The 20852-nt window shown below is 61.8% G+C and carries 19 protein-coding genes; 14 read left to right on the plus strand and 5 right to left on the minus strand.

Annotation, left to right across the window (positions count from 1 at the left end; translation table 11 throughout):
- Positions 1-42 precede the first annotated feature (42 nt).
- On the minus strand, positions 43-2391 hold the full coding sequence (locus ABTV87_RS25530; RefSeq protein ID WP_433898559.1) for a 7TM diverse intracellular signaling domain-containing protein: 2349 nt from the start codon (positions 2389-2391) through the stop codon (positions 43-45).
- Between the two features lie 304 nt (positions 2392-2695).
- Between ABTV87_RS25530 and ABTV87_RS25535 the strand changes: the two genes are divergently transcribed.
- The 4 genes from ABTV87_RS25535 to ABTV87_RS25550 all read left to right on the plus strand — a co-directional run bounded on the left by ABTV87_RS25535 (position 2696) and on the right by ABTV87_RS25550 (position 6216).
- Positions 2696-3493: a hydroxymethylpyrimidine/phosphomethylpyrimidine kinase gene (locus tag ABTV87_RS25535; RefSeq protein ID WP_007958699.1), complete on the plus strand. Its 798-nt coding sequence runs from the start codon at positions 2696-2698 to the stop codon at positions 3491-3493.
- Between the two features lie 24 nt (positions 3494-3517).
- The gene (thiE, locus tag ABTV87_RS25540) at positions 3518-4141 is read left to right on the plus strand and encodes a thiamine phosphate synthase (RefSeq protein WP_085608753.1); all 624 of its coding nucleotides are present in this window, start codon (positions 3518-3520) and stop codon (positions 4139-4141) included.
- A gap of 10 nt (positions 4142-4151) precedes the next feature.
- On the plus strand, positions 4152-5435 hold the full coding sequence (hemL, locus tag ABTV87_RS25545; protein WP_064599654.1) for a glutamate-1-semialdehyde 2,1-aminomutase: 1284 nt from the start codon (positions 4152-4154) through the stop codon (positions 5433-5435).
- Between the two features lie 226 nt (positions 5436-5661).
- Positions 5662-6216 (plus strand): tetratricopeptide repeat protein, encoded by a 555-nt coding sequence (locus tag ABTV87_RS25550; RefSeq protein ID WP_217830152.1) that lies wholly within the window; start codon positions 5662-5664, stop codon positions 6214-6216.
- A gap of 111 nt (positions 6217-6327) precedes the next feature.
- On the opposite strand, the gene ABTV87_RS25555 is transcribed toward ABTV87_RS25550, so the two are convergent.
- Positions 6328-6657 carry a DUF1820 family protein gene (locus ABTV87_RS25555; RefSeq protein ID WP_007958692.1) on the minus strand — a complete coding sequence of 110 codons (330 nt, stop codon included), beginning with the start codon at positions 6655-6657 and terminating at the stop codon, positions 6328-6330.
- 132 nt (positions 6658-6789) lie between these two features.
- Between ABTV87_RS25555 and miaB the strand changes: the two genes are divergently transcribed.
- From miaB to lnt, 5 genes are all read left to right on the plus strand, one after another.
- The gene (gene miaB, locus ABTV87_RS25560; RefSeq protein WP_074691567.1) at positions 6790-8118 is read left to right on the plus strand and encodes a tRNA (N6-isopentenyl adenosine(37)-C2)-methylthiotransferase MiaB; all 1329 of its coding nucleotides are present in this window, start codon (positions 6790-6792) and stop codon (positions 8116-8118) included.
- Positions 8119-8241: 123 nt separating this feature from the next.
- On the plus strand, positions 8242-9246 hold the full coding sequence (locus ABTV87_RS25565) for a PhoH family protein (RefSeq protein ID WP_085608754.1): 1005 nt from the start codon (positions 8242-8244) through the stop codon (positions 9244-9246).
- Positions 9239-9733 (plus strand): rRNA maturation RNase YbeY, encoded by a 495-nt coding sequence (gene ybeY, locus ABTV87_RS25570; RefSeq protein ID WP_007958682.1) that lies wholly within the window; start codon positions 9239-9241, stop codon positions 9731-9733. Before ABTV87_RS25565 ends, ybeY begins: the two co-directional genes overlap by 8 nt.
- Positions 9734-9738: 5 nt before the next feature.
- Entirely contained in the window at positions 9739-10578 is an 840-nt protein-coding gene (locus tag ABTV87_RS25575) for an HlyC/CorC family transporter (protein ID WP_007909641.1), read from the plus strand.
- 17 nt (positions 10579-10595) lie between these two features.
- The gene (gene lnt, locus ABTV87_RS25580; protein WP_433898560.1) at positions 10596-12119 is read left to right on the plus strand and encodes an apolipoprotein N-acyltransferase; all 1524 of its coding nucleotides are present in this window, start codon (positions 10596-10598) and stop codon (positions 12117-12119) included.
- A 35-nt stretch (positions 12120-12154) separates the two neighbouring features.
- On the opposite strand, the gene ABTV87_RS25585 is transcribed toward lnt, so the two are convergent.
- Entirely contained in the window at positions 12155-12934 is a 780-nt protein-coding gene (locus ABTV87_RS25585; protein WP_273904872.1) for a YdcF family protein, read from the minus strand.
- Between the two features lie 105 nt (positions 12935-13039).
- Positions 13040-13363: a hypothetical protein gene (locus tag ABTV87_RS25590; RefSeq protein ID WP_007958676.1), complete on the minus strand. Its 324-nt coding sequence runs from the start codon at positions 13361-13363 to the stop codon at positions 13040-13042.
- Between the two features lie 254 nt (positions 13364-13617).
- Here ABTV87_RS25590 and leuS point away from each other — a divergent pair, with 254 nt between their 5' ends.
- The 5 genes from leuS (at position 13618) to ABTV87_RS25615 (ending at position 19690) form a co-directional block, all read left to right on the plus strand.
- Positions 13618-16224 carry a leucine--tRNA ligase gene (leuS, locus tag ABTV87_RS25595; protein WP_127800088.1) on the plus strand — a complete coding sequence of 869 codons (2607 nt, stop codon included), beginning with the start codon at positions 13618-13620 and terminating at the stop codon, positions 16222-16224.
- 87 nt (positions 16225-16311) lie between these two features.
- Complete coding sequence (lptE, locus tag ABTV87_RS25600; protein ID WP_007958674.1) at positions 16312-16917, plus strand: LPS assembly lipoprotein LptE; 606 nt, start codon at positions 16312-16314, stop codon at positions 16915-16917.
- Between the two features lie 39 nt (positions 16918-16956).
- Positions 16957-17994, plus strand: a complete 1038-nt coding sequence (gene holA / locus ABTV87_RS25605; protein WP_433898561.1) for a DNA polymerase III subunit delta — start codon at positions 16957-16959, stop codon at positions 17992-17994.
- Positions 17995-18135: 141 nt separating this feature from the next.
- Entirely contained in the window at positions 18136-18300 is a 165-nt protein-coding gene (gene arfA, locus ABTV87_RS25610) for an alternative ribosome rescue factor ArfA (RefSeq protein ID WP_007958672.1), read from the plus strand.
- Between the two features lie 61 nt (positions 18301-18361).
- Entirely contained in the window at positions 18362-19690 is a 1329-nt protein-coding gene (locus tag ABTV87_RS25615; RefSeq protein WP_433898562.1) for a lytic murein transglycosylase, read from the plus strand.
- A gap of 51 nt (positions 19691-19741) precedes the next feature.
- Here the strand turns inward: ABTV87_RS25615 and ABTV87_RS25620 are convergent, their stop codons facing one another.
- Entirely contained in the window at positions 19742-20689 is a 948-nt protein-coding gene (locus ABTV87_RS25620) for a S66 peptidase family protein (protein WP_433898563.1), read from the minus strand.
- Between the last annotated feature and the right edge of the window lie 163 nt (positions 20690-20852).

Consider the following 20852-nt stretch of genomic DNA (forward strand, 5'->3'; position numbering starts at 1 on the left):
TCAAAGTGTCATATCGGCCTAAATGCCGGCGCTTTCACCCTATCAGCAACTCAACACCCGCCGCTGCATCGCAACCTGCAGATCCTCGAATTTCACCGGTTTGCTCAGGTAATCGATCGAACCACCCGACGCGCAATGCTCTCGATCCGCCCCCAGCGCGATCATGAACACCGGCAGATGGGCGCATCCCGGCAGGTCACGAATCTGGCAACACAGCGATGCCCCGTCGAGCGGTGGCAGCTGGCAATCGATCAGCACGGCATCGAAGCGCTCTCGCTGCAAACAGTCGAGCGCCGCCGCGCCGTGGTCGGCGGTACGCACGCGGAAACCGAGCTTGAGCAACATGCCGCGCATCACCAACTGGTTGACGCTGTTGTCGTCCACCAGCAGTACGGTGCAATCCTGCGGCGCGCGCACGGTGTCGCGGCTGAGCGCGGGCACGGCTTCCACTTCCGGCAACTCAAACTCGACATCCAGTTGAAAGCGGCTGCCGCTCCCCGGTTCGGAGCGGTGCGTGAGCTTGCCACCGAGCAATTCCACCAGTTGACGGCAGATCGCCAGGCCGACACCCAGCCCGCCGTATTCGCGGGTCATCGAACCATCGAGCTGGAAGAATCGCTGATACATCGTCGCCTCGCCCAGATCGGTGAAACCGATGCCAGTGTCGATCACCGCAAAGGACAGCGCCAGCCGATTGTCCGTCGATGGCTTGCCAGTGACCCGCAAGGCCAGACCGCCGACGCGGGTGAACTTGATCGCGTTGTCCAGCAGGCATTCCAGGCATTGCGCGAGTTTGGCGCTGTCGCCATGCAGGCGATCCGGCAGGGTCGGCAGTACGTCGACCTTGAAGTCCAACGACTTGCTCGAAGCATTGCCATCGAACTGAATCCGCAACGCCTCGACCACCCCGCGCAGGCTGAAACTGCCCGGTGTGGCCTTGAGCTTGCCGGCCTGCAATTCGGTCAGGGTCAGGATGCCGTTGACCATGCGCATCATGTCCCGGGCCGAACCGGCGGCGGTTTGCTGGTATTGCTCCAGTTCCGGATCGAGTTCGACGGTCTGCATCAGCTCCAGCGAACCGATCACGCCATTCATCGGCGTACGCAGTTCGTGAGTGAGGGTCGCGAGGAATTCGTCCTTGAGCTTGTTGCTGTGGGCCAGTTGCTGGTTCAGCACTTCGAGTTTCTGGCCGGCGTCGAACAGGGTCTGCGCCTGTTGTTCGCGCATCGCGTTGATGCGGTCGGCCAGCGCCAGCGACAGCAGCGCCACTTCGATGGCCGAGCCGATCTGGCTGGCGTACATGGTCAGGAATACGTTGGGCAGCAGGCCCAGTACCATCATGGTGTTGACGATGCCGCCGATCAGGAACGCCGACCAGGCGATGATGAAATAACGCGCCACCCGCAGGCCGCGCCACCAGGCCAGGATCCCGGCGGCGAAGATCACCACGGTGAAGGTCAGCGCCAGGGTCGTCGCCAGACGCAGGGCCAGGCCATAACTGGTCATCAACGACAGACCGATCACCACGGCGCCGAACGCGATCAGGGCCATCAGCAGGCGATCGAGCCAACGACTGTGGTTCTTCGTCTGCAGGAAACTACGGGCGAACTGGCTGCCGAACAGCCCCGCACAACCGATGAAAAACGGCGTGGCGGCGTTGGCCCACCACGGGTTGTCCGGCCAGAAATACTCGACCGCCGCGCCATTGACCGACAGCTGATAAAGGCCGAACGAAGCGATATAGAAGATGTAATAGAGGTAACTGGTGTCGCGCACGCTGAGGTAGATGAACAGGTTGTAGACCAGCATCCCCAACAGCACGCCATAAATGATCCCCAGCACGTACAGGCGCACCGGCTGGTCTTCGAGGTACGCGGTGCTCGACCACAGCGTCACCGGCGCCTGGATCGAGCCTTCGCTGGACAACCGCAGGTAAACGGTTCGCTGTTGATCCGGCTTGACCGCCAGGTCGAACAGGTAATTGTTCTGGCGGATCTCGCGACTGGCGAACGGCAAGGCGTCCCCGGTCTGCCGCACCAGACGATAGTCGCCGGCGGCATCGGGCAGATACAGGTCGAGATGATCGAGCGGCGGATACGCCAGCTCCAGCAACCAGCTGCGCTGCGCCGACGGATTGGTCGGGCGGTAATGCAGGTCGATCTTCAGCCAGAACGCCGAACGCGAATAACCGGCATTGAGCGTGGCTTTGTCATGGGGTTTGAAGTTTCCGGCGGCGGCTTGCGCGCGGACGTCGGCAATGCTCGCCTGACCGCTCGGGTCTTCGAACACTTGCAGGGATTGACCCAGCGGGAGGCTCTGGGTGAACTCGTCGAACTCGACGGCGCTTGCCAGGAGGGGCAAGCAGAACAGCAACATCAACAAATAGCGCATTGAAGCCCCAGCGTGGCTTGGCCGGTTGTGTCAGGAAGCCCCCCATTCCCTTTGAGATGACGTAAAACCGGTATTACCTGTTATTGGTTTGGATCCACTCTAGCATAGCCGTTGATGGCCATTGAGCACCATGGAAATTTTTCCTACAAAGGCTCTAGAACGGGCGCTCCAGAGCAGAACGCCGGGCTAGAGCTGTTGGCTCGGTCAGATTGTGACAAGCGCTGTGGATCTCGCTACCCGTGTTATCGGCCGCGCACTGCGCCACAACACCCGAAAAACAGGTTTGGTGGTAAGCTCGCGCACCATGAATATCTACAGCTCACGCCCCGTTGTCCTCTGTCTCTCCGGCCACGACCCCAGTGGTGGCGCCGGCCTGCAGGCAGATATCGAAGCCCTGCTCGCTCAGGGTTGCCATGCGGCTCCGGCCGTCACCGCCCTGACCGTGCAAGACACGGTCAACGTCACTGACTTTCGCGTCCTCGACCGTGAGTGGGTACTGGCCCAGGCCAATGCCGTGCTCAACGATTCCGAAGTCGCAGCAGTGAAACTGGGCATGCTCGGTTCCCTGGAAATGGTCGACACCGTCGTCGAACTGCTCCAGGCGCACCCGCACCTGCCAGTGGTCTGCGACCCGGTGCTGCGCGCCGGCGGCGGTGGACGCCTGGGCAAGGACGAAGTCGGCTACGCCATGCGCGAACGCCTGCTGCCGCTGTCGATCATCGCCACCCCCAACCTTCCCGAAGCCCGGATCCTCGCCGAACTGCCAGAAGGCACCGCGGACGAGTGTGCTGAAAAACTGTTGCCGTACATCAAGAACCTGCTGATCACCGGCGGTCACGGCGACGAAACCGAAATCCACAATCGCCTGTACAGCCGCGACGGCCTACGCGAAACCTTCAAGTGCCAGCGCCTGCCGGGCAGCTATCACGGTTCCGGCTGCACATTGGCCAGCACCCTCGCCGGCCGCCTGGCACTGGGCGAAAACCTCGCCAGCGCGGTGCGTACTGCGCTGGATTACACCTGGCGCACCCTGCGCGATGCCGAACAGCTGGGCAAAGGCCAGTTCGTGCCGCGTCGCCTGCCGCTGGATTTCTGTTCCTGATGTTTCGAGCCTGAGGTCTGCGCAATGAAACTACGTGGCCTGTATGCCATCACCGACAGCCAGTTGCTGGCCGGCAAGTTTCTGTCCTACGTGGAGGCGGCGCTGGAAGGCGGTGTCACCCTGCTGCAATACCGCGACAAGAGCAGCGACGAGGCCCGTCGCCTGCGTGAGGCCGAAGCCCTGCGCGATCTGTGCGAGCGCTACAAGACGCAACTGATCATCAACGATGACGCCGAACTGGCCGCGCGCCTGAACGTCGGCGTACACCTTGGCCAGACCGACGGCCCGCTGTCGCCGACCCGCGCCCTGCTCGGTTCCAAGGCGATCATCGGCTCGACCTGCCACGCGCAGCTTGAACTGGCCGAACAGGCCGCCAAAGAAGGCGCGAGTTACGTCGCCTTCGGTCGCTTCTTCAATTCCAATACCAAACCCGGTGCACCGAGTTGCAGCCTCGATCTGCTCGACGAAGCCAAACGCACCCTGCACCTGCCGATCTGCGCGATCGGCGGCATCACCCTCGACAACGCCGCGCCGCTGGTGGCCCACGGTGTCGATCTGCTGGCCGTGGTTCATGGCCTGTTCGGCGCCGACAGCACCGCCGAAGTGACCCGCCGCGCCCGCGCCTTCAATGAATTACTAAAAGTCTGAGAGCCCGATCATGTCTCGTTCCGAAACCCTGTTTGCCAACGCCCAGAAGCACATTCCCGGTGGCGTGAACTCGCCGGTTCGCGCGTTCAAGAGCGTCGGCGGCACGCCGCTGTTCTTCAAGCACGCCGAAGGCGCCTACGTCACTGACGAAGACGACAAGCGTTATGTGGATTACGTCGGTTCCTGGGGCCCGATGATCCTCGGCCACAGCCACCCGGACGTGCTGGACGCGGTGCGCAACCAGTTGCAACACGGCCTGTCCTACGGCGCGCCGACCGCGATGGAAACCGAGATGGCCGATCTGGTCTGCTCGCTGGTGCCGTCGATGGAGATGGTGCGCATGGTCAGCTCCGGCACCGAAGCAACCATGAGCGCGATCCGTCTGGCCCGTGGCTTCACCGGCCGCGACAGCATCATCAAGTTCGAAGGCTGCTACCACGGTCACTCCGACAGCCTGCTGGTCAAGGCCGGCTCCGGCGCACTGACCCAGGGCGTTCCAAGCTCGGCCGGTGTGCCGGCGGCATTCGCCAAACACACCCTGACCCTGCCGTTCAACGACATCGACGCGGTTGAAAAAATGCTCGCCGAAGTCGGCCAGGACGTCGCGTGCATCATCGTCGAGCCAGTGGCCGGCAACATGAACTGCGTACCGCCGGCGCCAGGTTTCCTCGAAGGCCTGCGCAGCCTGTGCGACAAGCACGGCGTGGTGCTGATTTTCGACGAAGTGATGACCGGCTTCCGCGTCGCCCTCGGCGGTGCCCAGGCTTACTACGGCGTGACCCCGGACCTGACCACCTTCGGCAAGATCATCGGTGGCGGCATGCCGGTCGGCTGCTTCGGCGGCAAGCGCTCGATCATGGAGCGCATCGCGCCGCTGGGCCCGGTCTATCAGGCAGGCACCTTGTCGGGTAACCCGCTGGCGATGGCCGCCGGCCTGACCACCCTGCGCCTGATCAGCCGTCCGGGTTTCCACGCCGAGCTGACCGACTACACCACGCGCCTGCTCGACGGCCTGCAACAGCGCGCCGATGCCGCCGGCATTCCGTTCGTGACCACCCAGGCGGGCGGCATGTTCGGTCTGTACTTCAGCGGTGCCGATGACATTGTTACTTTTGAAGACGTGATGGCCAGCGATGCGGCACTGTTCGGCCGCTTCTTCCACCTGATGCTGGAAGGTGGCGTGTACCTGGCACCGAGCGCCTTCGAAGCCGGTTTCACCTCGATTGCCCATGGCGAAGCCGAGCTGAAACTGACCCTCGACGCCGCCGAGCGTGCCTTCGCCAAGTTGAAGTAAAACGCTCCGCCGCTGACGTTGGCCATTGCCAGCGTCAGCGTTCTCCTACATCCGCACGCCTTTTCCGACACTCCTGCCAAAAATCTCCCATAAAGTGGGCGATATATTTCCCGCGCAGCAGAAAATCGAGTAAAGACTTTGTAAGGATGGCCCTGCTTATTTCATAATGCGCGCTTATTGGATCCCTCGACGGGTCCGCGCGCCCTTCAGAGGTAAGTCGATTCCCATGAACCGCACCGGCCGCACCCTTGCCTTGGGCTGCCTGTTGCTCCTTCAGCCGCTGCTCGCACATGCACAAGCAGGCGGCAACTCGTTGTTGATCCCGGCGATGGGTCGCTGCACCCTCAATACTCAGCCGCAAGATGTCACGCAGGCCCTCGCCGCCTGCCAAAAGGCATCGGATGAGGGGGATGCGCAAGCGCAATACGAGTTGGGTGAGTTCTACTACGACGGCAAGAACGCGCCGCGCGACCTCAATCAAGCCCTGAGCTATTTCGAAAAGGCCTCGCTGCAAGGCCACGCCCAGGCGCAATTCAAGCTCGGCACCATGTTCTTCCACGGCGAAGGCGTGCAGGCCAACAACATTCAGGCCTACATCGTGCTGAAGATGGCGGCGGTCAACGGTGCTGAAGATGCGCTGGATACGGCCGACGAAGTCTCCGAAAAAATGTCCCGCGAAGATCTTGAGACTGCCACGCAAGTGCTCGGGCAAATTTTCCGTAAATACCTGATGGAATTGCAGAGCGCCGACGGGCGTACGCCGTTTTCGCCCCTGCCCTGATCATACTGGCCCCATCGCGAGCAGGCTCGCTCCCACAAGAGATCCTCTGAGCACTGGAGATCTACTGTGGGAGCGAGCCTGCTCGCGATGAAGGCGACTCGGTCTTACGGTTTACTTCTCGGGCATCGGCACCGGAAACGGCATCACATTGCCAACACCGCCACGGGCTTCGCTGATCTTCGGCGTCCCCAGTCGCTCGACCTCGTCGATACGCACGATCGAGTGCATCGGCACAAAGCTGCGCACCACGCCTTCGAACTGCGCCTTGAGCTTTTCTTCGCTCGGATCGACGACCACTTGCGTGCGCTCGCCAAAGACGAACTCTTCCACTTCCAGGAAACCCCACAGATCACTTTGATAGATCTGCTTGGCGTACATTTCGAACACCTGGCCCTGGTTGAGGAAAATCACCTTGTAGATTGGAGCTTCGCGTTTGGTCATGGCGGGCGGACGACATCGGGGTAAAAATGAGGGCGCGAACTATAGCATAGCCACCGGACGCGCAGCGGTAGGAACCTGGGGACATGTTCCCTATAATGCGCGGTTCTTTGAACCACGTGACGACCCTATTCCATGGCCAAGAAGCTTTACATCGAAACCCACGGTTGCCAGATGAACGAGTACGACAGCTCGCGCATGGTCGATCTGCTGGGCGAACACCAGGCCCTGGAAGTCACGGCGCGCGCCGAAGATGCCGACGTGATCCTGCTCAACACCTGCTCGATCCGCGAGCGCGCCCAGGACCGGGTGTATTCCCAGCTCGGCCGCTGGCGCGAACTGAAACTGGCCAACCCGGACATGGTGATCGCCGTCGGCGGTTGCGTGGCCAGCCAGGAGGGCGCGGCGATCCGTGATCGCGCCCCGTACGTCGACGTGGTGTTCGGCCCGCAGACCCTGCACCGTCTGCCGGAAATGATCGACGCCGCGCGCATCAGCAAGCTGCCGCAAGTCGACGTCTCGTTCCCGGAAATCGAAAAATTCGACCACCTGCCCGAGCCGCGCATCGACGGCCCGAGCGCCTACGTGTCGGTGATGGAAGGCTGCAGCAAGTACTGCACGTTCTGCGTGGTGCCTTACACCCGCGGCGAAGAAGTCAGCCGGCCGTTCGACGACGTGATCGCCGAGATCATTCACCTGGCTGAACACGGCGTGCGCGAAGTGACCCTGCTGGGGCAGAACGTCAATGGTTATCGCGGGCTGACCCACGACGGCCGCCTAGCAGACCTGGCCGAACTGATCCGCGTCGTCGCGGCGGTCGACGGCATCGACCGCATCCGCTACACCACCTCGCACCCGCTGGAGTTTTCCGACAGCCTGATCCAAGCCCACGCCGAAGTGCCGGAACTGGTGAAACACCTGCACTTGCCGGTGCAGTCGGGTTCGGACCGGATCCTGGCCGCGATGAAGCGCAACCACACGGCGCTGGAGTACAAATCCAAGCTGCGCAAACTGCGCGCCGCCGTACCGGGCATCTGCATCAGCTCGGACTTCATCGTCGGCTTCCCGGGGGAAACCGAAAAAGATTTCGAACAGACCATGAAGCTGATTGCCGACGTCGGTTTCGACTTTTCCTACTCGTTTGTCTACAGCCAGCGCCCGGGCACTCCGGCCGCCGATCTGGCCGACGACACCCCGGAAGAACTGAAGAAAGAACGCCTGAACGCCTTGCAGCACCGCTTGAATCAGCAAGGGTTCGAGATCAGCCGACAAATGGTCGGTTCGGTCCAGCGGATTCTGGTGACCGATTATTCGAAGAAAGACCCGGGCGAACTGCAAGGGCGCACCGAGAATAACCGTATCGTCAACTTCCGCTGCGATAATCCGACCCTGATCGGCCAGTTCGCCGACGTCCACATCGACGCGGCGCAACCGCACTCGCTGCGCGGCTCGCTGATCCAGTAACACCGCAAGGAGACCCCGCCAGACGGCTGAATCGATGCAAGGCTTTTTAAGAGCTTTCGCACCCACGCCACTGGCGTTATCCTTGATTTCATCCTAATTGCCCCAGGGCGGCTAAATACGACCTTGAACGCACCCATCGAACCACATCGTTTCATCCTCGAGCCCTTTGAGGCTCGCCGCTTCGCCAATCTGTGCGGGCAGTTCGACGAGCACCTGCGCCTGATCGAACAGCGCCTGGCCATCGAGATCCGCAACCGCGGCAATCAGTTCGAGCTGATCGGCGAACCCAAGCACACCACTTCCGCGGAAAACCTAATTCGCCGCCTGTACCGGGAAACCAAGGGTTCAGAGCTGTCGCCGGATACGGTTCACCTGTTTCTCCAGGAATCGGCCGTCGAGCAGCTGGACAACCACGCCCCCGCCGAAGCCTCCGTCGCCCTGCGCACCAAGAAAGGCATGATTCGCCCACGCGGCTTGAATCAGCTGCGCTATGTGAAGGAAATTCTCGGCAACGACATCAACTTCGGCATCGGCCCGGCCGGTACCGGCAAGACCTATCTGGCTGTCGCCTGCGCGGTTGATGCGCTGGAGCGTGAACAGATCCGCCGTATCCTGCTGGTGCGTCCGGCGGTCGAAGCGGGTGAAAAACTCGGCTTCCTGCCCGGCGACCTGTCGCAAAAGATCGACCCGTACCTGCGCCCGCTCTACGACGCGCTCTACGAGATGCTCGGCTTCGAATACGTGGCCAAGCTGATCGAGCGTCAGGTGATCGAAGTTGCGCCACTGGCCTACATGCGCGGTCGTACGCTGAATAACAGCTTCATCATTCTCGATGAAAGTCAGAACACCACCGTCGAGCAGATGAAGATGTTCCTGACCCGGATCGGTTTCGGCTCCACGGCCGTGATCACCGGCGACATTACCCAGGTCGACCTGCCGCGCGGCACCAAGTCCGGACTTCATCACGTCATCGAAGTCCTGAAGGATGTGCCGGGTATCAGCTTCACCCACTTCCAGCCCAAAGACGTGGTGCGCCACCCGCTGGTGCAACGCATCGTCGAAGCCTACGAGCGCTTCGAGACGCGTGTCGCTGATGAAGCGCCAAAGGACACCCGCCACGATGCTTGAGCTTGACCTGCAAATCGCGACCGAAGCGTCTGCGCCGACCGAAGCCGAGTTCCGCCAATGGTGCGAACTGGCCCTGCGCCAGCGCACCGCTGACTCGGAAATGACCATTCGTCTGGTCGACGAGGAAGAAGGCCGCGAACTAAATCACACCTGGCGGCACAAGGATTACGCGACCAACGTCCTGTCCTTTCCCGCTGAAGTGCCCGACGAGTTTCTCGACATTCCATTGCTGGGCGATCTGGTGATCTGCGTGGCGGTGGTCGAGCGCGAAGCTGCCGAACAGGGCAAGGAACTAAAGGCCCACTGGGCACATCTGGTCATTCACGGCTGCTTGCATCTGCTTGGTTACGACCATATAGATGACGAGGAAGCCGAGGAAATGGAAGCACTGGAACGCGAGTTGCTTGCCGAATTGGGTTATCCCGATCCGTACGCGGACGACGAAACCGAAACATCCCCTACTGTTACAACAAAGGATTCAGAGTAATCGCTATGAGCGAAGATCGATCGAGCAACGGGCAAAAGTCATGGCTGGGTAAACTGACCCAGGCTTTTGCCCACGAGCCGAAGAACCGCCAGGAGCTGCTTGAGCTGCTGCGCGATGCACATCAGAACAAACTGCTGGACAGCGAAGCGCTGGCCATCGTCGAAGGCGCCATCCAGGTGGCTGACCTGCAGGTTCGCGACATCATGGTGCCGCGCTCGCAGATGATCAGCATCAAGGCGACCCAGACACCCCGCGAATTCCTCCCTGCCGTGGTCGACTCGGCCCACTCGCGCTACCCGGTCATCGGCGAAAGCCATGACGACGTGATGGGCGTGCTGCTGGCCAAGGATCTGCTGCCACTGATCCTCAAGGAGAACGGCGACAGCTTCAACATCAAGGACCTGCTGCGCCCGGCCACGTTCGTGCCGGAGTCCAAGCGTCTGAACGTGTTGCTGCGTGAGTTCCGCGCCAACCACAACCACATGGCCATCGTCATCGACGAATACGGCGGCGTGGCCGGTCTGGTGACCATCGAAGACGTGCTTGAGCAGATCGTCGGCGACATCGAAGACGAGCACGACGTCGAAGAAGACAGCTACATCAAGCCGCTGCCCAGCGGTGATTTCCTGATCAAGGCCCTGACGCCGATCGAGAACTTCAACGAGTTTTTCGACAGCGAATTCTCCGACGACGAGTTCGACACCGTCGGCGGGCTGGTGATGAGCGCGTTCGGGCACTTGCCAAAACGCAACGAAATCACTGAAATCGGCGCCTATCGTTTCCGCATCCTGAATGCCGACAGCCGTCGGATTCATTTGCTGCGACTGACCCCAATCGCCCGGTAAAAAATCTAAGGATTGAAATGCGCTGGACAACCCGTCCCGGCTGGCCCGGTAACCTGCTGGCCGTGGCGGCCGGTGCAATCACCACCTTCGCTCTGGCACCGTTCGATCTCTGGCCGCTGGCCCTGCTGGCGGTCGGCCTGTTCTATGCCGGCCTGCGCGAGCTGAGCCCGCGTCAGGCCCTGGGGCGTGGCTGGTGCTTCGGTTTCGGCCTGTTCGGCGCCGGCACCAGCTGGATCTATTACAGCATCCACCATTTCGGCGGCGCTTCGGTGCTGCTGGCCGGGTTCCTGATGCTGATCTTCACGGCAGCCATTGCCTGGTTCTTCGCCCTGCCTGCGTGGCTCTGGGCGCGCTGGTTGCGGCGTAATGAAGCGCCAGTGGCCGACGCCCTGGCGTTTGCGGCGTTGTGGGTCGGTCAGGAAGCTTTCCGTGGCTGGTTCCTCACCGGTTTCCCTTGGCTGTATTCCGGTTACAGCCAGCTCGACGGCCCGCTGGCCGGGCTCGCGCCAGTGGGCGGCATGTGGCTGGTGTCGTTCGTTCTGGCGCTGACCGCTGCACTGATCTACAACGCACCGCGCCTGCTGCAAACCCGCCGCAAAGTCTTCATCGCCGCCGGCCTGGTATTGCTGATAGGGCCATGGGCGGCAGGCATTGCGCTCAAGGGCCATGCCTGGACCAGCCCGGCGGGCGCGCCGCTGACCGTTGCCGCGATTCAGGGCAACGTCGCGCAAAGCATGAAATGGGACCCGGCCGAACTCAATGCGCAACTGGCGCTGTACCGCGACCTTAGTTTCCGCTCCAAACCGGTGGACCTGCTGATCTGGCCGGAAACCGCCGTCCCGGTGCTCAAGGAGTCCGCCGAGGGCTACCTGACCATGATGGGCAACTTCGCCGCCGAGCGTAAATCGGCGCTGATCACCGGCGTGCCGATCCGCGAAATGGTCCGTCACGAAAAACGCTTCTTCAATGGCATCACCGTGGTCGGCGAAGGCGATGGCACTTATCTGAAACAGAAGCTGGTGCCGTTCGGCGAATACGTACCGTTGCAGGACATCCTGCGCGGGCTGATCGCGTTCTTCGACCTGCCAATGTCCGACTTCGCCCGGGGCCCTGCCGATCAGGCCCTGTTGCAGGCCAAGGGTTATCAGATCGCGCCGTTCATCTGCTACGAAGTGGTGTACCCGGAATTCGCCGCAGGCCTGGCGGCACGCAGCGATCTGCTGCTGACGATCAGCAACGACACCTGGTTCGGTACGTCGATCGGCCCGTTGCAACACCTGCAAATGGCGCAGATGCGCGCGCTTGAAGCCGGACGCTGGATGATTCGTGCGACCAACAACGGTGTGACCGGGCTGATCAACCCGTTCGGGCAGATCACCGAGCGTATCCCGCAGTTCGAACAGGGCGTGCTGTACGGTGAAGTGGTGCCGATGCACAACCTGACGCCGTATCTGCAATGGCGCTCGTGGCCGCTGATCATCCTGTGCGTAGTGCTGTTCGGCTGGGCGCTGATGACCAACCGGATGTCCAATACACTCTGAAAACCCGCTCACTCCCGCGTTCTGCGCGGGAGTGATCATTCGGCGCTGTCACCTCCTCGGTAGAACAGCGAATAACCGATCTGCCCCACCGCCTCGTTCATCAACTGCCCGCTCTGCCAGATCGACTTGAATTCCGGCAGCCAGCCGCCGAACGGCCGTGCATTGTCCGTGCCGAGGAAACCGACCGGCGCCGGCACCACTTCGAATCCAGCCTGTTGATAACTCCACACCGCACGCGGCATATGCCAGGCCTGGGTCACCAGCACGATGCGTTTGACGCCTTCCGGCAACAGCACTTTGGCGCTGAATTCGGCGTTTTCCCACGTGGTGCGGCTCTCCCCTTCCTGCCAGCGCACCGTCACACCGAAATCATCACGCAACGAGTCGGCCATCAATTTGGCTTCAGTCGGCGGCGTACCGTAATGCAGGCCACCGCTGGTCAGAATCGGTAACCCCGACGCCTTGGCCAGTCGCGCCGCATAACGCTGGCGCTCCAGCCCGACACCGGTCGGTTGATCCTCCCCCCAGGCCACATCGCCGCGTTCGCGACCGGAGCCCAGCACCACAATCGCATCGGCGCGCTGCGCGAGGCTTGTCCATGAATCCCGGGCCAGCGGCGGCTCGCGCTCCAGGGCCTTGGCGCCCCACTGCACGACCACCGGCAGACTCATCAGCAAGAAGCCGCCAAATCCCAATGCAAAACACAGCCCCGCCAGCCGTGGCCGCGAGCGACGCAGCCACCAGGCCGCCAGCAACAGCAGCAAAAGAAGGCCGGGCGGCAATAGAAGTTGTTTAATGAAATAACGAAAAGGCATCGAGCATCTCCAGAGATGCCCGAAGCCTAAGTGGGTTGATACAACGCGACAACCAGTAGGGTCGGATCCTGTTGAAAAAGATCCGCTTTTTGACCTGCCATGCGTTTACTTGGCCTGCAGAGTCCGAACCTTGACGGGGTCTCTGCCGGGCGCCTTGTCCTTGAGCCAGATGACATTGGCCGTATGGGCTGCATCGAGTTGTTTCACCGCTTGTGACAGGTATCCGTGGGTTTCACGCTCACTGCGATCCAGATAGGCCTTGACCAGTTTGAACTCGGCGGGACTCAAGCCACGCAATTCCAGCTCCAGGGGGCGCTCGTCGCGCAGCCTTCCAGCGGTTTTTGCCGCGTCCAGGGCCATACCCAGACGATCGATCAACCGCTCGTACAACTCGGGTTTGGTAACGTTTTTTTGCTGTGACTCCACCATCCCTCACCTCATTGAAGATAAGACTCACTCCCCAGTTAGAGCTTAGCTTCGCTGCACAAACCGGCTGCACGCCGCGACCAACGGCCCTCGCCGCGATTTCAGCCGGTCAAACGGCTGCAATCAGGGTTTCCCTAGGCCGAGCGCGGTCATGTATGCTACGGCGCTTCCTGTAACTCCACTTCCAGCTCGTCCGGCACGCCCCGAACGTCGCATTGAAGAGGATTAGGCCACCCCTATCCAGTACAAAAGTAGCCATGCACGAACAATATCAGCCCCGTGAAATCGAAGCCGCCGCCCAGTCGTTCTGGGACGAGCAAAAGTCCTTTGAAGTCAGTGAACAGCCAGGCAAGGAGACTTACTACTGCCTGTCGATGTTCCCTTACCCCAGCGGCAAGCTACACATGGGGCACGTGCGCAACTACACCATCGGCGACGTGATCTCCCGCTACCAGCGCATGCTCGGCAAGAACGTTCTGCAACCGATGGGTTGGGACGCTTTCGGCATGCCGGCGGAAAACGCCGCGATGAAGAACAACGTGGCCCCGGCCAAGTGGACCTACGAAAACATCGCCTACATGAAATCCCAGCTGCGCAGCCTGGGCCTGGCGGTGGACTGGTCGCGCGAAGTCACCACCTGCAAACCGGATTACTACCGCTGGGAACAATGGCTGTTCACTCGCCTGTTCGAAAAAGGCGTGATCTACCGCAAGAACGGCACCGTGAACTGGGACCCGATCGATCAGACCGTTCTGGCCAACGAACAGGTGATCGACGGTCGCGGCTGGCGTTCCGGCGCGCTGATCGAAAAGCGCGAAATCCCGATGTACTACTTCAAGATCACCGCCTACGCGGATGAGCTGCTGGAGAGTCTCGACGAACTGACTGGCTGGCCTGAGCAGGTCAAGACCATGCAGCGCAACTGGATCGGCAAGTCGCGCGGGATGGAAGTGCAGTTCCCGTACAACGTCGATTCGATCGGCGAAAGCGGCACCCTGAAAGTCTTCACCACCCGTCCGGACACCCTGATGGGCGCGACTTATGTCGCCGTAGCCGCCGAGCACCACCTGGCCGCCCTCGCCGCGAAGAACAACCCCGAGCTGCAAGCGTTCATCGCCGAATGCAAGGGCGGCAGCGTCGCCGAAGCCGACGTCGCCACCCAAGAGAAGAAAGGCCTGCCGACCGGCCTGTTCGTCGAGCACCCGCTGACTGGCGAAAAACTGCCGGTGTGGGTCGCCAACTACGTGCTGATGCACTACGGCGACGGCGCGGTCATGGCTGTGCCGGCGCACGACGAGCGCGACTTCGAGTTCGCCCACAAGTACAACCTGCCGGTCAAATCCGTGGTGCGCACCAGCTCCGGTGAAACCAATCCGGCGCCATGGCAGGACGCCTACGGCGAGCACGGCACGCTGATCAACTCCGGCGAATTCGACGGTCTGGACTTCGCTGGCGCGTTCGACGCCATGGAAGTCGCCCTGATCAAGAAAGAGCTGGGCGCCTCGCGCACCCAGTTCCGCCTGCGCGACTGGGGCATCAGCCGTCAACGCTACTGGGGCTGCCCGATCCCGATCATCCACTGCGATGCCTGCGGTGACGTGCCGGTGCCGGAAGACCAACTGCCTGTCGTTCTGCCGGAAGACGTGGTGCCGGACGGCGCCGGTTCGCCGCTGGCGCGCATGCCCGAGTTCTACGAGTGCAGCTGCCCGAAATGCGGCCAGCCTGCCAAGCGTGAAACCGACACCATGGACACCTTTGTCGAGTCGTCCTGGTACTACGCCCGTTACGCCTCGCCGCATTTCGAAGGCGGCCTGGTGGAAAAATCCGCGGCCGACCACTGGTTGCCGGTGGATCAGTACATCGGCGGTATCGAACACGCCATTCTTCACCTGCTCTACGCGCGTTTCTTCCACAAGCTGATGCGTGACGAAGGCCTGGTGAGCTCCAACGAGCCGTTCAAGAATCTGCTGACCCAGGGCATGGTGGTCGCCGAGACTTACTATCGTCGTGAAGCCAACGGTGCCTACACCTGGTTCAACCCGGCGGACGTGGAACTCGAGCGCGACAGCAAGGCCAAGGTCATCAGCGCCAAGCTGATCGCCGACGGCCTGCCGGTGGAAATCGGCGGCACCGAGAAGATGGCCAAGTCGAAGAACAACGGCGTCGACCCTCAGTCGATGATCGACCAGTTCGGCGCCGACACCTGCCGTCTGTTCATGATGTTCGCCTCGCCACCTGACATGAGCGCAGAATGGTCGGACTCCGGCGTGGAAGGCTCGCACCGCTTCCTCAAGCGCGTCTGGCGTCTGGCTCAGGCCCACATCACTCAGGGCCTGCCGGGCAAACTGGACATCGCCGGTCTGAATGACGAGCAGAAAGTCATTCGCCGCGCGATCCACCAGGCGATCAAGCAGGCCAGCCACGACGTCGGCCAGAACCACAAATTCAACACCGCCATCGCTCAGGTGATGACGCTGATGAACGTGCTGGAAAAAGCCGCGCAAGCGACCGAACAGGATCGCGCACTGGTTCAGGAAGGTCTGGAAACCGTAACGCTGCTGCTGGCTCCGATCACGCCGCACATCAGCCACGAGCTGTGGAACCGCCTGGGCCACGCCGATCCGGTGATCGACGCCGGCTGGCCGGTGCTGGACGAAAGCGCGCTGGTGCAGGACAGCCTGACCCTGGTGATCCAGGTCAACGGCAAGCTGCGCGGCCAGATCGAAATGCCGGCCGCCGCGACCCGTGAAGAAGTCGAAGCGGCAGCCCGCGCCAACGAAAACGTGCTGCGTTTCGTTGACGGCCTGACGATTCGCAAAGTGATCGTAGTGCCCGGGAAACTGGTCAATATCGTCGCCAGCTAATTGGATCGGGCGTCAGGTGAGCCTGACGCCCAGTAAAACCTTTCGGGCCACAGAGTCGGCCCACATGGTTTCAAGGGGAGCAACACAATGATCAAACGCAATCTGCTGGTGATGGGCCTCGCCGTCCTGTTGAGCGCCTGCGGTTTCCAGCTGCGTGGTACCGGCACCAACGAACTGTCGATCAAGGAGCTCGATCTGAGCGCCCGCAACGCCTACGGCGAAACCGTGACGCAACTGCGTCAGGTGCTGGAGGCCAGCGGCGTCAAGATCATTTCCGGTGCGCCATACAAACTGTACCTGGCCGATGAGCAAGAAACTCAGCGCATCCTCAGCTATGCCGGCGCCGGTCGTACTGGCGAATATCAGGTGAGCACCGTGCTGACCTACGATATCCGTGGCGAAAAAGACCTGCTGCTCAAAAGCGACAAGCTTGAAGTGCAGAAAGTGTTCATCCACGACGGCAACAACCTGGTGGGTTCCGACCAGGAAGCCAACGATGCACGCCGTGAAACCCGCCGCGAGCTGGTTCAGCGCATGATGCTGCGTCTGCAACAGCTGACGCCGGCACAGCTGGACGCTCTGCAGCAAACCGCCAACGCCCGTGCCAAGGCAGAGGCCGACGCCCTCGAAGCGGCGCAGAAGGCTGAAGCGGAAACTCCGCGTCAGTCGCCGCTCGAACTGCCGCAGCAGTAAGACGTTCGGGGCGCTCAGGCGCCCCGTTCGCCCTTTCTTATGAAGCTCGCTCCCGCCCAACTCGGCAAACACCTGCAAGGCGCCCTTGCGCCGGTCTACATCATCAGCGGCGATGACCCGCTGCTGTGCCAGGAAGCTGCCGACGCCATTCGCTCCGCTGCCCGTCAGCAAGGATTCGACGAACGCCAGGTCTTCGCCGCCGACGCCAATTTCGATTGGGGGACGTTGCTGCAGGCCGGCGCCAGCATGTCGCTGTTCGCCGAAAAACGCCTGCTGGAACTGCGCCTGCCTTCGGGCAAGCCCGGTGACAAGGGCGCTGCCGCACTCATCGAATACTGCTCGCGCCCGGCTGAAGACACGGTGCTGTTGATCAGCCTGCCGAAGCTGGACGGCAGCGCGCAGAAAACCAAGTGGGGCAAGGCGCTGGTCGAGGGTCAGCAGACCCAGTTCGTGCAGATCTGGCCGGTGGACGCCAACCAGTTGCCAAGCTGGATTCGTCAGCGCCTGTCCCAGGCCGGCCTGTCAGCCAGCCAGGACGCGGTCGAGCTGATTGCCGCGCGGGTCGAAGGCAACCTGCTGGCTGCTGCGCAAGAGATCGAAAAGCTCAAGCTGATGGCCGAGGGCGGGCAGATCACCGTCGAAACCGTACAGGCGGCCGTGGCCGACAGTGCGCGTTTTGACGTGTTCGGCCTGACCGACGCGGTGCTCAACGGCGAACCGGCTCACGCCCTGCGCATGCTCGAAGGGCTGCGCGGTGAAGGGGTCGAACCGCCGTTGATCCTCTGGGCCCTGGCCCGGGAGTTGCGCCTGCTGGCTAACATCTCGTTGCAATACAGTCAGGGCACGCCGCTGGACAAGTGCTTCAGTCAGGCCAAGCCGCCGGTCTGGGACAAGCGCAAACCGCTGATGAGCAAGGCCTTGCAACGCTACTCGGCGCAACGCTGGGCGCAGTTGCTGCTCGAAGCCCAGCGCATCGATGCGCAGATCAAGGGCCAGGCGGCGGGCTCGCCGTGGATGAGCCTGAGCCGGTTGGCGCTGCTGATGGCCGGTCAGCGTCTGACCTTGCCTGCCGAATGAAATCCGGGATCGCACTCTGCGATCCCGTTTTTTTACCGAGTCCATTTCCTACAGAACATCCCGCCCTCGGTCCTATAGACAGACGCTCGAGATCGGCAGATTATCTGCCGCGCAAAACCCCACTCGATCGAGAGAATCCTCATGAGCAAAAAGCCATCGAAACATGGCCACAACAAGGCCAAATCCATCGTCGCCCAACCCCTGTTCCGCAGCCGCCAGGAACGACCAACCAAGGGTAAAGGCAGCTACCGCCGCGAAGCCTTCCAGTCTGACAGCTGGGAGGCTTCTTACTTTCTGGCCGCTTGAAGCACAGCACCCCCTCCTCATGTTAAGGTCTGCACCTGATTCGTATCCCCTGGACCTGTGCATGCCCCTCAGTCTTTCCCGTCGTTGGCCCTTGCGCCAACTGATCGCTGCCTCCAGCTTCGTACTGCTCGTCGCCTGCGCGGAAAAACCAACCGCCGCCGACGCTCAACCGCTTCAGACCGTCCCCGTTGCCACAGCCCCAGCCCCAGCGGTCATCCCGCCGGTAGTGCCGTCCGGTGACAACCTCGATCTGCAACCGACCCAGACCTTTGCCGAATGGCAGGCCGGTTTCCGCAAGGAAGCTCTGGCTGCCGGCATTCGTGCCGACCTGTTTGACCGCGCATTTGCCAATGTCAGCTTCGATGCCAGCGTGATTCGAGCCGACCGGAGCCAGCCGGAGTTCGCCCGTCCGGTCTGGGAGTACCTGGACGGCGCGCTTTCGCCCTTGCGCGTGCGCAAAGGCCAGGCGCTGATCAGCCAGTACGCCGACATCCTGCAAAGCATCGAACAGCGCTATGGCGTCGATCGTCAGGCGCTGGTGTCGGTGTGGGGGATGGAAAGCAATTTCGGCCAGTTCCAGGGCAGCAAGTCGGTGATCAACTCGCTGGCCACTCTGGCCTATGAAGGCCGCCGTCCGGGCTTTGCCCATGCGCAACTGATTGCGGCGCTGCAGATCCTGCAACAGGGCGACATCACCCCGGAGAAGATGCTCGGCTCCTGGGCCGGCGCCATGGGCCAGACCCAATTCATTCCGACCACCTACAACACCCACGCCGTGGATTTCGACGGTGACGGCCGCCGCGACATCTGGGGCAGCCCGGCTGACGCATTAGCGTCCACCGCGCATTACCTGCAAAGCTCCGGCTGGCAGCGTGGCCAACCGTGGGGCTTCGAAGTGCAACTGCCGAGCGGTTTCAACTACACCCTGGCCGACGGCGCAATTCGCAAAAGCGTCGCTGAATGGCGGCAACTGGGCGTGATCCTGCCGAACGGCGGCCAGGTGCCGGCCGGCTCCGAGCAACTGTCCGCCGCGCTGCTGCTGCCGGCTGGCTACCGTGGCCCGGCGTTCCTGATCCTCGATAACTTCCGGGCGATCCTCAAGTACAACAACTCGTCGTCCTACGCACTGGCCGTCAGCCTGTTGTCCGAGCGCTTCAACGGTGCCGGCCTGATCAATGGCAGCTGGCCAAAAGACGATCTGCCGTTGAGCCGCACCGAACGGATCGAATTGCAAAACCTGCTCACCGCGCGCAACTATGACGCCGGTGCGGCAGACGGGATCATCGGCGCCAATACGCGTAAGGCGATCCGCAGTGCACAGCAGTCATTCGGCTGGCCGGCGGACGGTTATCCGACGCACAAGCTGCTGGAAAGCCTGCGTAACCAGTAAAAACAAAAAGACCGCCGCCTCTTCAGGCGGCGGTCTTTTTTTGTGGCTCGGTCAGCGAATCACTACGTCTTGCTCCAGCATCAACTCCTTCTTCCCTGCGTCCAGTCGAACCAGCGCCCCCAGCGGCAGCGTCAGGTTCGGATCGCAGTGCCCACTGCGCCAGCCGGACAGCACCGGAATCCGCAACGGTTCAAAGGTCTGCTTGAGCAAGCGGTTCAAGGCCTCGACATCCACGCCCGCCACATCCCCGACCAGCACGCCACGCAATCTGGCCAACTTGCCCGCCAGACGCATCTGGGTCAGCAAGCGGTCGATCCGGTACAGCGGCTCGTTGATGTCCTCGATCAGCAGAATCACACCTTCGACGTCGATTTCGTAGGGCGTGCCCAAGGTCGCAGCGATCATCGCCAGATTGCCACCCTGCAGACGCCCGTGGGCAATGCCGGGCTCCACGGTGGTCAATGGATAAGCCGCCGGATGACTCAGCACACTGCCGGCCTTCAACTGACCGCGCAACATGGCGAAGAACGACGTCACCGTCGGCGGTTCCTTGTCCCCCAGCAGATCGGCATTCAATAACGGCCCATGAAAGGTCACGAACCCGGCGTAGCGACTGATGGCCAGGTGCAGCGCGGTGATGTCGCTGTAACCGACGAAGGGCTTGGCATGGCGGCTCAGCAAGTCGTAGTCGATCCGGTCCAGCAACCTTGGCGTGCCGTAGCCACCGCGCAGGCAAATGATTGCATCCACCTCTTCGTCAGCGAACGCCGCGTGCAGATCGTTGAGCCGTACCTCGTCGCTGCCGGCCAGATAACCCTCCTTCTCGTAGACGCCAGGGAACACTCGCAAACCGTAACCCCGGGCGCGCATCCACTGAACGGCCTTTTCGGTATCCAGCGTGCCGGGGCCGGCGGGCGCAATGACACCTATCAGCCCTTCCGACGGCAGTGCAGGCACAGGCTTGTGCGGAAAAAGGGTGTGGGTCGGTCGAACGGTCATCCATGGATCTCCCTGTGTGAAGTCATGCTCACACAGTAGTCAGGAACGGCGACAAACAGAAGAGGCTAAGCCGCGCCGCAGATTGCAGGAAAAGTCAGTAACGAGTGTAAGCCAGGCAAAAAAATGCCCGCCGGGCGATAAACCCCGGCGGGCATTTTTTATT

Origin of the sequence: Pseudomonas sp. PSE1(2024), assembly GCF_050990555.1 — a bacterium.
GTDB classification, from domain to species: domain Bacteria; phylum Pseudomonadota; class Gammaproteobacteria; order Pseudomonadales; family Pseudomonadaceae; genus Aquipseudomonas; species Aquipseudomonas aphyarum.

Bases quoted from the DNA above. Each gene is read 5' to 3' on its own strand.
- ABTV87_RS25530 (WP_433898559.1), bottom strand. From the start codon at position 2,391: ATGCGCTATTTGTTGATGTTGCTGTTCTGCTTGCCCCTCCTGGCAAGC.
- holA (WP_433898561.1), top strand. From the start codon at position 16,957: ATGAAGCTCGCTCCCGCCCAACTCGGCAAACACCTGCAAGGCGCCCTT.
- miaB (WP_074691567.1), top strand. From the start codon at position 6,790: ATGGCCAAGAAGCTTTACATCGAAACCCACGGTTGCCAGATGAACGAG.
- ABTV87_RS25590 (WP_007958676.1), bottom strand. From the start codon at position 13,363: ATGGTGGAGTCACAGCAAAAAAACGTTACCAAACCCGAGTTGTACGAG.
- ABTV87_RS25585 (WP_273904872.1), bottom strand. From the start codon at position 12,934: ATGCCTTTTCGTTATTTCATTAAACAACTTCTATTGCCGCCCGGCCTT.
- leuS (WP_127800088.1), top strand. From the start codon at position 13,618: ATGCACGAACAATATCAGCCCCGTGAAATCGAAGCCGCCGCCCAGTCG.
- thiE (WP_085608753.1), top strand. From the start codon at position 3,518: ATGAAACTACGTGGCCTGTATGCCATCACCGACAGCCAGTTGCTGGCC.
- arfA (WP_007958672.1), top strand. From the start codon at position 18,136: ATGAGCAAAAAGCCATCGAAACATGGCCACAACAAGGCCAAATCCATC.
- ybeY (WP_007958682.1), top strand. From the start codon at position 9,239: ATGCTTGAGCTTGACCTGCAAATCGCGACCGAAGCGTCTGCGCCGACC.
- lptE (WP_007958674.1), top strand. From the start codon at position 16,312: ATGATCAAACGCAATCTGCTGGTGATGGGCCTCGCCGTCCTGTTGAGC.
- ABTV87_RS25535 (WP_007958699.1), top strand. From the start codon at position 2,696: ATGAATATCTACAGCTCACGCCCCGTTGTCCTCTGTCTCTCCGGCCAC.
- ABTV87_RS25615 (WP_433898562.1), top strand. From the start codon at position 18,362: ATGCCCCTCAGTCTTTCCCGTCGTTGGCCCTTGCGCCAACTGATCGCT.
- ABTV87_RS25550 (WP_217830152.1), top strand. From the start codon at position 5,662: ATGAACCGCACCGGCCGCACCCTTGCCTTGGGCTGCCTGTTGCTCCTT.
- lnt (WP_433898560.1), top strand. From the start codon at position 10,596: ATGCGCTGGACAACCCGTCCCGGCTGGCCCGGTAACCTGCTGGCCGTG.
- ABTV87_RS25620 (WP_433898563.1), bottom strand. From the start codon at position 20,689: ATGACCGTTCGACCGACCCACACCCTTTTTCCGCACAAGCCTGTGCCT.
- ABTV87_RS25575 (WP_007909641.1), top strand. From the start codon at position 9,739: ATGAGCGAAGATCGATCGAGCAACGGGCAAAAGTCATGGCTGGGTAAA.
- hemL (WP_064599654.1), top strand. From the start codon at position 4,152: ATGTCTCGTTCCGAAACCCTGTTTGCCAACGCCCAGAAGCACATTCCC.
- ABTV87_RS25555 (WP_007958692.1), bottom strand. From the start codon at position 6,657: ATGACCAAACGCGAAGCTCCAATCTACAAGGTGATTTTCCTCAACCAG.